9 protein-coding genes are annotated in these 11,697 nt (G+C 61.6%); 5 read left to right on the forward strand and 4 right to left on the reverse strand.

Annotation, left to right across the window (positions count from 1 at the left end; genetic code table 11):
- Window positions 1-5: 5 nt before the first annotated feature.
- A complete protein-coding gene (locus tag AACH39_RS02295; protein WP_215776140.1) occupies window positions 6-641 on the reverse strand; it encodes a pyridoxamine 5'-phosphate oxidase family protein in 636 nt (211 codons plus the stop codon).
- A gap of 138 nt (window positions 642-779) precedes the next feature.
- On the opposite strand from AACH39_RS02295, the gene AACH39_RS02300 reads away from it, so the two are divergent.
- Together AACH39_RS02300 and AACH39_RS02305 are read left to right on the forward strand one after the other, a co-directional pair.
- On the forward strand, window positions 780-1,439 hold the full coding sequence (locus AACH39_RS02300) for a response regulator transcription factor (protein WP_215776139.1): 660 nt from the start codon (window positions 780-782) through the stop codon (window positions 1,437-1,439).
- Window positions 1,436-4,078 carry an ATP-binding protein gene (locus AACH39_RS02305; protein ID WP_338620804.1) on the forward strand — a complete coding sequence of 881 codons (2,643 nt, stop codon included), beginning with the start codon at window positions 1,436-1,438 and terminating at the stop codon, window positions 4,076-4,078. Before AACH39_RS02300 ends, AACH39_RS02305 begins: the two co-directional genes overlap by 4 nt.
- A 7-nt stretch (window positions 4,079-4,085) precedes the next feature.
- Here the strand turns inward: AACH39_RS02305 and AACH39_RS02310 are convergent, their stop codons facing one another.
- Window positions 4,086-5,759 carry a fructose-specific PTS transporter subunit EIIC gene (locus tag AACH39_RS02310; RefSeq protein WP_252346034.1) on the reverse strand — a complete coding sequence of 558 codons (1,674 nt, stop codon included), beginning with the start codon at window positions 5,757-5,759 and terminating at the stop codon, window positions 4,086-4,088.
- A gap of 417 nt (window positions 5,760-6,176) precedes the next feature.
- Here AACH39_RS02310 and AACH39_RS02315 point away from each other — a divergent pair, with 417 nt between their 5' ends.
- Together AACH39_RS02315 and AACH39_RS02320 are read left to right on the forward strand one after the other, a co-directional pair.
- Window positions 6,177-7,169: a LacI family DNA-binding transcriptional regulator gene (locus tag AACH39_RS02315; RefSeq protein WP_215776136.1), complete on the forward strand. Its 993-nt coding sequence runs from the start codon at window positions 6,177-6,179 to the stop codon at window positions 7,167-7,169.
- A 173-nt stretch (window positions 7,170-7,342) separates the two neighbouring features.
- Window positions 7,343-8,959 (forward strand): methyl-accepting chemotaxis protein, encoded by a 1,617-nt coding sequence (locus AACH39_RS02320; protein WP_215776135.1) that lies wholly within the window; start codon window positions 7,343-7,345, stop codon window positions 8,957-8,959.
- Here AACH39_RS02320 and AACH39_RS02325 read toward each other — a convergent pair.
- The gene (locus AACH39_RS02325) at window positions 8,956-9,837 is read right to left on the reverse strand and encodes a Kdo hydroxylase family protein (RefSeq protein WP_215776133.1); all 882 of its coding nucleotides are present in this window, start codon (window positions 9,835-9,837) and stop codon (window positions 8,956-8,958) included. The genes AACH39_RS02320 and AACH39_RS02325 overlap by 4 nt on opposite strands.
- Window positions 9,838-9,851: 14 nt before the next feature.
- Window positions 9,852-10,760 (reverse strand): LysR substrate-binding domain-containing protein, encoded by a 909-nt coding sequence (locus AACH39_RS02330; protein ID WP_215776131.1) that lies wholly within the window; start codon window positions 10,758-10,760, stop codon window positions 9,852-9,854.
- A gap of 107 nt (window positions 10,761-10,867) precedes the next feature.
- On the opposite strand from AACH39_RS02330, the gene AACH39_RS02335 reads away from it, so the two are divergent.
- On the forward strand, window positions 10,868-11,629 hold the full coding sequence (locus AACH39_RS02335; RefSeq protein WP_215776129.1) for a sulfite exporter TauE/SafE family protein: 762 nt from the start codon (window positions 10,868-10,870) through the stop codon (window positions 11,627-11,629).
- Window positions 11,630-11,697: the final 68 nt, after the last annotated feature.

The following is an 11,697-nucleotide window of genomic DNA, read 5'->3' on the forward strand; positions in this document are numbered from 1 at the left end:
AAGGGTCAGATCCGCAGTCCGAGTTGTACCAGCTGAGCGGGAATCTGCTCGAACGCCAGTGTCTGGCCGAAGGCCAGGCGCTGGCGCACACCTTGCAAGCGCCGGTCCACACCGAAGCAATCAATGCCCAACACGTCGCTTTCTGCCGGCAGACTGGCCAGCAGTTGTGCTTCTTCTGCGGCCTGCAATGTCGGCATGTCGTCCCACTGTGCCTGTTCCAGCCAGCCCATGCGACCAAAACCAGCCACCAGCCGGGCCCGCTGCGGCTGGAAACGGAAGAAGGTAAAGTCTCCCAGCGTCAGATAATCCGCAGCCGCCGGCAAATAGCGCACATAGCGCGCGCGCCGTGCCGCGGTGTCGTCAACCGGTCTGACCTCGCCGATCAGTGTCAGACGAGCGGCTGTTTCCGGCCCCTCCGCGCTGGGGGTCTGGATCAGCAGGCTGGCGCGCGGGTCGGCCATCAGGTTGCGGGTGTGTTCCGCCAGCCGGCTGATGAGGAACAAGGGACAGTGGTCGACATCCGGCACATACGAGAGCGAGCTGGCATAAGGAAATCCGGGCAGGTTGGCTGCATGGGTGGCCAGCGCGGCAGCCGAGCACTCATGTAAGATTTGGATGACTGAATCTGAGTAGATTTTCATGGCTATTATCAGAATTTCCTATTATTCGATCATGTTTTGTCTGAAATCTTGACGGCATAATTGGACTATTATGCTGAAAAAAACAATCAGAATCAGGTTATCAACGATGGATGATCATCGTTCATCATGGGAAAGAAAATGCTGATAAACACTGTTATTTGTGATGATCATCCCCTGGTGTCGCTGGCGCTCAAAACCGTGCTTCGCAGCGACCCGGAGTTCAATATTCTGGGTGAGCCGGCTTCGGGCCCCGAGTTGATCAAGCTGTTGCGTGAGCAACGCTGCGATCTGGTGATTCTGGATTACTCCATGCCCGGAGAACTCGACGGCATCGGGCTGATTCAGTATTTGGCACGGGTTTTTCCCGAGACCCGTCTGCTGGTGTTCTCGGGTACGGCATCGGCGGCACTGGCCAGCCGCTGCATCGAAGCCGGGGCTCATGGCTTCATGCGCAAGACACAGTCCGGGGACCCTTTGCGTGAAGCGATTCGCAATGTGGCCAAGGGCGGTATCTACATCGATCCGGCATTGCAGGGCGAGGTGCGCCGGGCCTCCGGATTCGAGCAGGCATTTCTCAGCCTGTCGCCGCGAGAAATGGTGGTGGTACGTCTGCTGCTGGCCGGGCAGAGTGTCAGCGAAATATCGGCGCGGCTGAATCGCAGTATCAAGACCGTCAGCACGCAGAAGCAGACAGCGTTCCGCAAGTTGAATATTCAGAGCGACGCCGAGTTGTTCCGCCTGGCCGGTGAGCTGGGCGTCAATGATGCCGCGCCGCTGACTGATCTGCCGTCTCGATGAGCCAATCGGCTGATTTTGACCCCGGTTCGCTGGCACGCGCGGCGCGACTGCTGCGCCGCGGTGGTGCCGTCATGCTCGTGCTTGCTTCGCTGGCCGTGACCCTGGTGGTGTATGCCAGCTTCCAGGCCCGCGTGCAGATGGTGCATGGCGAAGCGCTGGATCGTCTGATGCCGGTTCAGGAAACGCTCGATTACGAGAGTGCCCTGATTGATGTCTATTTGCGGCGCATTGCCAGTCACCCGTTTTCCAATCCCCGCCTGGAGCCCGTGTCACGTTATGCCACCGAGGGCGGTATCGAGGCCATCGGCATGGCGCTGCCCGGGGGCAATCAAAGCGCTCTCGGCGTGGTGTGGCACAAGCCCGGCATGCCGCTGGATTTACCCCATGTCGGCAATGTGCTTTATCAGGCCTACGGCAAGATCAAAGTACTCACCTGGCAAGGATCTCTGACGCTGGTGGACCGTGCCGGGGGCTATGTCGCCACTTATCCCGCAGCGCAGGAGCATCGGTTTCTGCTCAGCATGCAGTCCTGGGTGCGTCAGTTGCCGCCCTTGCCGCCCGGCAAAACCCAGTGGACGGTCTTTCGTCGCGCAGACAACCAGGTCTGCGATTGTGTTGCGGCCTATATCGGCATCCAGGCCGAAGGCCGTTCCGAAGTGCTGGTGCAGACGATCCCGCTGGCCCATCTGGATTTGCTGTTTGCCGGCAAAGGCTGGTTTGCCCTGCAGTCAGGGCAGCAGACCTTGTATGCCTCCGAGGGGAGTGAGCTGGGGCGCTGGCAGGGGTTGACCGCGACCCATCAGTCTGGCCTGACCGAAACCGTGCGGCGGGATGGCAAGCTGTTGCTCAAGCACGCGCTCAGTCAGCTTCCCTGGGTGTTGCTCTATTCCCCGTCGCGCAAGGACGAACCGGGGGTCGAGTGGCGCGAGCTGGTGCCGCATGCGCTGGTCTGGCTGCTGGCCTTGCTGGCCTTGATCTGGTTTTACCTGACCTTGCGCCGGCTGATGCTGCGGCCGACGGAGGAGGCTCTGTCGGCGGTGTTGCACTACCAGCAAGCTCTGCGTGACAGCAATGCCTCGCTGCAGATCGCCAAGGAAGAAGCCGAGCAGGCGAGTCAGGCCCGTTCGCTGTTCCTGGCGGTCATGAGTCACGAGATCCGAACCCCGCTCAATGGGGTGATGGCCATGCTCGAATTGCTCGAGCATGAGCCGCTCAGTCCCTCCCAGCGTGAGTCGCTGTCCCTGATCAAGCGTTCCAGCAGTGTGTTGCTGCATGTGATCAGTGATGTGCTGGTGTTCACCCGCCTGCAGACCGGCAAAGTTGAATTTGTCCATGAACCGGTGTGCATTCGCGAACTGGTGGACGAACTGCTGGAGTCACAGCGGGCGGCCATCCAGGTGGCCGGCAAGCCGGTCCGGTGTCTGCGGCAGGGGCCGTCAGCGCCGGATCTGACGCTTTCACTCGATCCTTACCGCTTGCGGCAAATTCTCGGCAATCTGCTCAGTAATGCGGTCAAGTTCACTGCGGAGGGGGTGGTGAGCGTCCGGATCGATTATCAGCAGGGCTGGCTGCAGCTTGATGTCGAAGACAGCGGCATCGGCATGACCGACGAGCAGATCTCGCGCTTGTTCCAGCCCTTCTCCCAGGCGGATGCCTCGACCGTGCGACATTACGGCGGCAGTGGCCTGGGGCTGGCCATCATCAAACAATTGCTGGATCAGGCGGGAGGCTCGGTCACGGTTGACAGCCGTCCGGGCGAGGGCAGTCGCTTTAGCGTGCGTCTGCCCTGCGAGCAAGCGGCCGCAGCCGAATTTTCCCCGGTGCAGGATGGCGCCCGGGCCGCCGGCATTGAGCACTACCGCACGGGGGAAGTCTGGGTGGTCGAAGACCATCCCATCAATCAGGCCACGCTGCGCGCTCAGTTTCGCACGCTGGGGGTCGAGGCCCGCTTTGCCAGCTCGGGGCCCGAGGCGCTGGCACAACTGCGTCAGGCTGGTGATGTGGCCCTGGTGCTGACCGACATCTCCATGCCCGACATGGATGGTTTCGAACTCACCCGACGCATTCATGCCGAAGAGAAACTGGCCGATGTGCCGGTCATCGCCTTGTCTGCGCATGCCTTCCCCTCTGATTTCGAAGCAGGGCGACAGGCGGGCATGGCCGACTATCTGACCAAGCCAGTCAGCCTCGATACCCTGCGTGCCGCATTGCAACGCTTCGGTCTGGTGCCTGAAGCGACAGCCGATACTGCACCACCGACCGCCGATCCCGCAGAGCAGGCCCAGCCGGTCATCGAGGTCGAGCAGTTGCTGAGCCTGTTCGAGGGGAATCTGGCGGATGTGCGCGCGCTGGTGGCGCGCTATCTGGATTGCGATGCGGAGGACATGGCCAGGCTGAAACAAGCCTGGCAGGCAGAAGACTATGAGGCACTCGGGCAGACTGCCCATCGCATGGGCAGTGCCGCCCTTTATCTCAATCCGGCCTATGCTGATCTGCTCTATGAGCTGGAAGAGCTGGCGGCCGCACAGGATGTCGCGGCGATGAGTGCCTGCCTGACCACCGTCTTCCGGCTGTCCGATGCCCTGGCGGCAGCCTGTCGTGCCTGGCTGGCTCAGAACGCCGACGCCGGCCTGCAATGAGGGACATTCAGGTTGCCGGCTGTTTGAGCAGGCGCAGGGTCAGGGCAGTGACGATGCTGCCAATGGCCACATTCAGGCAAAACAGCCAGGGCTGAGACATCATCTGCCGGAAAGGCAGGATGAAAATGCCGCCGTGCGGCACACATTGCTCGATACCCTGCAGAATGGTCAGCGCCCCGGTGACGGCCGAGCCTATCATCAGCGCCGGAATGACCCGCAGCGGGTCGCGGGCCGCATAGGGAATGGCCCCCTCGGTCATGAATGCCATGCCGAGGATGGCCGTCGCCTTGCCCGCCTGTCTTTCCTGTTCGCTGAAGCGGCTGCCGAACCACCAGGTGGCCAGCGCCACCCCCAGCGGCGGTGTCATGCCGGCCGCCATGACCGCTGCCATCGGGCCGCAGACCTTGGCGCTCAGCAAGGCCGTGGCAAAGCCATAGGCTGCCTTGTTGACCGGTCCCCCCATGTCGAAAGCCATCATCAAACCGATCAGTGCCCCGAACAGCAGGGCGCTCGAGCCATGCAGTCCGCTCAGCCATGCCGACAGCTGTTGCATGATGAAGGCCATGGGCGAACCCACCACCAGTGTCATCAGCAATCCGGTCAGCAGGGTGCCCAGTAGTGGCAGCAGGATGATCGGCACCAGCCCGTTCAGATGGCGCGGCAAGCGCAGATGCCGCGTCAGCCAGGCCGTGCCATAACCGGCAATGAAGCCGGCCGCGATGCCGCCGAGAAAGCCGGCATTCATGTTGACGGCGACCATGCCCCCCACCAGCCCCGGTGCAATGCCGGGCCGATCGGCGATCGAGTAGGCGATATAGCCTGCCAGCACCGGCACCATCAAGGGGAAGGCCGCTTTGGCGCCAATCTGGAACAACGCCCAGGACAGGCTGCCCGGCGGGCTGGTGTCGCCGACGAAGATGCCGCCCAGGGCAAAGGCCAGCGCAATGATCAAGCCCCCCGCGACCACCAGCGGCAACATGAAAGACACCCCGGTCATCAGGTGCTCATAGGGGCCGGCATGACCGAGCCTGCCTCCCGTGACCGGCTGCGCCGAGCCGGTTGGTCCCTCTGGCAGTCGCGTTGCCTCGCGGATGGCCTTCTCGATCACGCTTTTGCCGTCGCGGATGGCCTGGCCGCTGGCGGTGCGGTACACCCGCTTGCCGACAAACCGGTGCAGCATCACCTGGGTGTCTGCAGCGATGATGACCAGATCGGCATCGGCGATCTCCTGTTCGGTCAAGGTGTTGCGCAAACCTACCTGCCCCTGGGTCTCCACCTTGATGCGGTGCCCCATCTGCTCTGCCGCCATCTCCAGCCCCTCGGCCGCCATGAACGTATGCGTCACCCCTCCCGTGCAGGACGTGATGGCCACGATGAACAGCGGCATCTGTGCCGGTGACAGCTTTGCCAGCAAGGTGCGCCAGGCACCATCCGGGTCAGCCTGTGCGGCTTGCAGACTCAACGGGTGGACGGGCGTCGAGGCGTATGGCAACGCAATGGGGTCGCCCACCAGCAGGATACCGTCGAAATGGGCGTCAGGGAGAGGGGGGCGCGCGTCACCGGCATAGCATGTGGTCAGGCGGCAGGGAAAGGCGGTGGCAGCGCTTTGCAATGCCTTGGCGACCGTGGCGGTCTCAGGCATGGGGTCGGTTTGATGCAGAACGAGCAATAAATGGTACATGGACTCTCCAGAGTGGGTGGGGTGCGCTTCGGCGTGCTGCGCCGAAGTGCGCTTTTGTCCGACAGCGCAGACAATGCGTGGCGGATGGGGACTCAGCGGGTTTGGGCCTGTGCCGGTGTGCGAACGTTTTCACCAGGCCTTGGCCAGCGGCCTGTCAGGACACGATCGGTCATCGTGTCGGCCTGTCAGTCGATGCTTTCTTTTTGTCGCTTGTGTCTTGGTATGGCGTGGGTGTGCAGCTGTTTATCCTTGTGTTGTGCATCGGCGGGGTGTCCTTGGTGGTCGGGGTGTACGCATTGAAAACGATTGCATTTAACCGGGGCAACGCCAGGTGGATGGCGTGGCCGTTTGTCATTGAATTTGAAAATTTGCTAGTGCGTAGCGGTGCAGAGAGCAGCAGCGCCAGCGGGAGAGCGGATGAGTGTCAAGATCAAGGATGTGGCCGTCCTGGCCGGTGTCTCGGTCGCCACGGTGTCGCGGGCGCTGGGGAATGGTCCGGTCAGCCAGGCGTTGCGTCAGCGGGTGATGGATGCGGTCAGCGCGCTCGGCTACCACCCCAACCTGAGTGCCCGGCGCTTGCGATCAAGCCAGAGCGGCATCATCGGGCTGATCGTTGCCGACATTCTTAACCCCTTCTTCACCGCCGTGAGTCGAGCGGTAGAGGACGTCGCCTATCGCCATGGCCAGCGAGTCATTCTTTGTAATGCCGATGAGGACAGGGCAAGAGAGGCGATGTATTTGCGACTGATGGCTGAAGAAAGGGTGTCTGGCGTGATCTTTGCGCCAACGGGGGTGACGGCACGCAGCTTTCGGTCACAGCAGCATGATTTCCCGATTGTCATGATTGACCGTGAGGCGCCGGATGGGCTGGCGGATGTCGTGGTCCTGGATAATCACCGTGCAGCCGGTGACCTGACTGAGCACCTGATCGAACGGGGGTATCGCCGCATTCTCGGTCTGTTTGGCAGCCTCAGCGTCACGGGGGCCGAGCGCTGTGCTGGTTATGAGGCCGCCATGCGTCGTCATGGCTTGTCACCGATGGCCCATTTTGTACGTGGCGCGGGGTCGGCGCCTGTTCTGGCCGGCCTGATGCACTGCGAGGAGCGTCCCGAGGCAGTGCTGGCCAGCAATGGCCTGCTGCTGCTCGACACCTTGCGCAGTTTGCGTCAGATGGGGCTTGCCATTCCGGCCGATGTTGCGCTGGCAGGCTTCGATAACGATATCTGGACCGAGCTGGTCGGCGGCGGGCTGACGGTGATCGAACAGCCGGTACGCGAGATCGGCGCGACAGCAGTCGACATGCTGCTGGCGCGAATCGCTCAACCTGATCTGGTCAGACGCAAACTGGTCCTTGCCGGTCAACTGCGGATCCGCGGCTCAACGCCAGGTCCTTCCGGCAGGAGTGCGTAGGCACCTTGTGCAGAGGTTTGGCCGCTGGGGTGTGGGTCGCTGCGCATCAAGTGTGTACGCGGCGACAGGGCCTTTCTCCAAGGTTTTTGTTGATTATTGGTTTTGACTGACCTAACAATTTCTATATGCCTTTAGTATAAATTGTGCAGCGCCAAAAATTGACAGGGGGTGTCATGCGCGTCGGACTCAGTTTCAAAGGCATGATGCTGGTGTTCGCCAGCACCATGGCCTTGCTGTTGTGCGTCTTGCTGCTGGGGTGCCTGTGGTCATTGTCAACGCTGGATCGCGGGATCAGCCAATCCTTGCCCCAGGCCAATACCTTTGCCGATGCCTTGTCGATGGCGCGGTACAACACGGTGCAGATTCAGCAATTCCTCAACGATGCCAGCCTGACGGGTGACAGCGACAGCTTCAAAGAGGCTCAAACCAATCTGGATTTGTTGCAGCAGGCGCTGGACCAGGCCCGGCAAGCCAATCCCTCCTCGGCCGATCAGATTGCCCAGCTCAAGAGCAAGGCGAATGCCTTGCATGACAGCGGTGTGCAGATGGCCAATGCCTACCTCAAGCAGGGCAAGGCGGCTGGCGATGCCATGATGAAACAACCCGGCAGTGGTTTTGACGTTCGCATTGATGCCATGACCAGTCAGCTGGAAGCCTTGAACAAGCAGTCCATCCAGCAATACGCCTCGACACAGGACGAGATGATTCGGGTGGCGAACGAGGTCAAGGCCGGTGTCGTCATCGGCGTTGCCACCGTACTGGCGATCTTCCTTTTGATGATGGTCTGGCTGTATCGAGCCGCCGTGCTGCCGCTGGCGGCCATGCGCAAGACGGTCGTCGAAGTCATTGATCATCTGGACTTCTCGCGTCGCATTCAGCATGGACGTCAGGATGAAATCGGCCAGACCATCCAGGCCTTCAACCGTCTGCTCGAGATGCTGCAGCAGAGCATGAAAGCGCTGAATCACGATATTGGTGAAGTGGCTTGCATGGTGCAGGGGCTGAGCCAGGACTCCGGCAAGGTGTCTACCCGCTGTGCGGCGCAAAATGAAGCGGCTTCGGCCATGGCGACCAATGTCGAGCAGATGGCCAATGCCATCGCCTATGTCGCCGATCAGTCGCAGGAGGCGGCGACTGTGTCGGCCCGAAGCGGCGAGCTGGCGCAGCAGGGGCGGGTGGTGATCGAGAGCACGGTGAGTGACATTCACGAGATTTCGCGTTCGGTGAAAAGTGTCGCCGAATGCATCCATGGTCTGGTGGACAGCAGTCAGCAGATCGGCGGGGTGGCGCAGGTGATTAGTGAAATCGCCGAACAGACCAACCTGCTGGCCTTGAATGCGGCGATTGAGGCGGCGCGTGCCGGGGAGGCCGGGCGGGGGTTTGCCGTGGTGGCCGACGAGGTGCGCAAGCTGGCCGAGCGCACCACCTCCTCGACCAATCAGATTGCCCAGACCATCAAGGCCATGCAGGACAGTGCCAGCGAGGCGGTGACCAGCACCGACGAAGCCGTGACGCTGGTTGATCGCGGTGTCGAACGCGCCTCACAGGTAACCAGCACCATCGGCAATATCCAGCAGGGCAGCGAGGAGGCCGTGCGCATGGCGACCCATATCAGTGCCGCCATACGGGAACAGGGAGAAGTCAGCCTGGCCATCAAGCAACAGATCGAGCGCATCGCCGCCATGACCAGCGATAACAGCGTCGTGGCGCACGATACCCATCAAATGGCCACCACCCTGGACAAGCTGACGCTGCACATGCACGAGACCATCAGGCGCTTCAGGGTTTAGCGCAGCGTACGTCCGGTCAGCTTTTCCAGCATGGCCAGCGGTGCCTGCTGCGGGTCGGCCATGTGCTCCGGCTTGAGGAAGAAGGTCTGCTCCAGCATGAACTGGCCGGACATGACGGCATGCGAGGCATGATCCGAAAAGCAGATCCAGCCAGCCCCGGGCGCAAAGGCGATGGTTTCCTGCGGGCACTCGGCCTGATAGGCCAGGTCGGCCTTCATGGCATCGTGCAGGTTCAGCATGATGTGGTCGTAGCGTGTGCGATAACGCTTGGTAATGCCCAGGCGGTGCTGCAGCCAGGCAGAGCCAGGCCATTGCACGGGCAGGCGCGGCAGGAAGCGCTGCGCCATGGGCGTAAACGCTTCGCCCACACGCCAGACCCGCGGCTCGCCGTGCGGATTGATGTTCATGAAGACGCGCAGGATGCGTTCGCCGTGATTGGGTCTCGAGGGGAAGGCATCGACATGCAGCCGGCTGTCATCCTTGCGCCAGGAGGCGTGGCGGGTCTCGACACGGTGCAGGCGCAGACTGGTCGGTGCGGCAATCAGGTGGGCCGCATAGGCCGGAAACAGCAGATCAATCCACTGACGCGCCGAGCGGGCGTAACGCGCCACCAGGCCGTGCAGGATGTCATGGGCGGCACTGGCCGGGTCGACGCCGATCAGCTGTCCGGCCTGCGGGGGCAGGCTGATGTTCTTGCGGCCTTTGACTGCATGGACCGGATCCAGCATTTGTCGCTCTTCAGGCGTGGTCTCGAAAGGCATGCTGGGTACATGCAATACTTTGCCGGTCTCGAGCGCCGACAGTAAAAGGTCGCTATCCGCGGGTTGGCCTTCGGCCGGGTTGATCCGGGCGGTAACGATCTGGCTGTCTGACGACATGTGGCATCCTCTTTTCAGGGGCTAACGTTGAAATTGAATCCCTTGACCACTTCCAGCACGGCCTGGCGGAAGGCCTCGGTGATCTCGGAGCGCAGGCTGGCGCGCGGGTAGGCCAGTACATAGCCGTAGCTGGGGGCCGGTTCGAAGGGCCGGATGGTCACACCGTGGGCTTTCCAGACGCTATAGGCAAAGGGTTCGACAATCGAAACGCCCATCCCGTTGGCGACCATGGCGTAACGGGTATGAGAATTGTTGGTTTCGATGGTGTAATGCGGCTGCACGCCGGCATTTTCAAAAATCGAACGCTCGGCCCCGAAGGACAGCGAGCCTTTGGGCAGCCAGCCGATCACGTTCTGACCTTCGAGATCCTGCGGCGTAATCCGCGTCTTTTCTGCCAGCGGATGATTTTCCGGCATGGCGCACATCATGCGCGCCTCGAAAATCTGTTCAATCTCGATACCGGCAATCTCGGCAAACTCCAGCGACAGCGCGACATCGGTCTTCATGTCCTGCAGGCGCGCCATGATCTCACCCAGACTGCAGGGATCTACCTTGACCACCACCTCCGGATGGCTTTGCCGGAACAACTGCAGCACCAGTGGCAGCAGGGTGGTCGACAGGACCGGCAGGCAGGTAATGCTCAGGCTCTCCGAGGCCTCGCTGCGGATCGAGTCGGCCACCTGCTTGAGTCGCTCCAGTCCAAGAAAGTTCTCTTCCACTGCCCGATAAAAACGCAGCCCGGCCACCGTCGGCTCCAGCCGTCCCTTTTCGCGGCGGAACAGAGAGAAGCCCAGGTCTTCCTCCAGGTCGGAAATCAATCGGCTGATGGCCGGCTGGGTGATCTGCATGCGCTTGGCTGCAGCCGTTCCAGTGCCGGTGATGATCAGATGGCGAAAAGCTTCAATCTGGCGAAAACGGATCATGATGGTGTCGGGGTAGTCAGCGTTCGGAGGCCGGTCGGTCAGGCACGGCTTTATATGATATATCAATTGTCGTAAATTATTTACTCTTGTTAAAACCGAAAGCCAACATGACTGCCGTTCCCCTGAGCTGGTCAACCCTTTTGCTGATTGCCCTGGCGGGTTTGTATGCCGGAACCCAGAACGTTCTGGCAGGGGGCGGGTCATTCATCACCTTCCCGGCCCTGTTGCTGGCCGGCCTCAATCCCCTGGCCGCCAATATGACCTCCACCATCGCCCTGTTTCCCAGCCAGATCACCTCTGCCGTTGCCGGACGCAAGCTGGTTGAGGGGGTGGGGCCGCTGCGCTTTCGTACCCTGTTCTGGCTCAGCCTGGCCGGCGGGGTGTTTGGCGCCTGCCTGTTGCTGTCTACGCCGGTCAGTGTGTTTACACGTCTGGTGCCCTGGCTGGTGTTGTTTGCCACCGGCGTGTTTTTCTGGGGCAGCTTTCTGCGCAAGCCGGGCCCGGTCGGCGTGGCCCAGATTCCCTATGGGGCCTTGCTGGCCATCCAGGGCGGGATTGCGCTGTATGGCGGCTACTTCGGCGGCGGCATCGGTATTCTGATGCTGGCGGCCCTCACGGTGGCCGGACAGGCGGTCAGGACCGCCACTGCCACCAAGAACGCCCTGGCCATGACCATGAATGCTTCCGCCGTGGTCATTTTCGCCTTTTCCCCCCTGATCAACTGGCAAGCCGCGCTGGCGCTTGGCCTTGGCGGGATCGGCGGTGGCGTGCTGGGCTCCTGGCTGATGCACCGTTTACCGGAAAAGTGGCTGCGCGGCTTTGTCGTGCTGGTGGGGGGCTTGCTGACCCTGTGGTTGTTCCTGCGCTGATTGTTCCGCAATGATTTTCTTGTGTGACCCCATGCAAAATTCGCATGGGGCGGGGCCGCTGTTTGCCG

It is taken from the genome of Paludibacterium flexuosum (assembly GCF_037076605.1).
In the GTDB taxonomy this organism is placed as follows: Bacteria; Pseudomonadota; Gammaproteobacteria; order Burkholderiales; family Chromobacteriaceae; genus Paludibacterium.

Coding starts and splice junctions, on each gene's coding strand:
- AACH39_RS02325 (WP_215776133.1), bottom strand. CDS start 9,837: ATGTCGTCAGACAGCCAGATCGTTACCGCCCGGATCAACCCGGCCGAA.
- AACH39_RS02335 (WP_215776129.1), top strand. CDS start 10,868: ATGACTGCCGTTCCCCTGAGCTGGTCAACCCTTTTGCTGATTGCCCTG.
- AACH39_RS02310 (WP_252346034.1), bottom strand. CDS start 5,759: ATGTACCATTTATTGCTCGTTCTGCATCAAACCGACCCCATGCCTGAG.
- AACH39_RS02305 (WP_338620804.1), top strand. CDS start 1,436: ATGAGCCAATCGGCTGATTTTGACCCCGGTTCGCTGGCACGCGCGGCG.
- AACH39_RS02320 (WP_215776135.1), top strand. CDS start 7,343: ATGCGCGTCGGACTCAGTTTCAAAGGCATGATGCTGGTGTTCGCCAGC.
- AACH39_RS02295 (WP_215776140.1), bottom strand. CDS start 641: ATGAAAATCTACTCAGATTCAGTCATCCAAATCTTACATGAGTGCTCG.
- AACH39_RS02300 (WP_215776139.1), top strand. CDS start 780: ATGCTGATAAACACTGTTATTTGTGATGATCATCCCCTGGTGTCGCTG.
- AACH39_RS02330 (WP_215776131.1), bottom strand. CDS start 10,760: ATGATCCGTTTTCGCCAGATTGAAGCTTTTCGCCATCTGATCATCACC.
- AACH39_RS02315 (WP_215776136.1), top strand. CDS start 6,177: ATGAGTGTCAAGATCAAGGATGTGGCCGTCCTGGCCGGTGTCTCGGTC.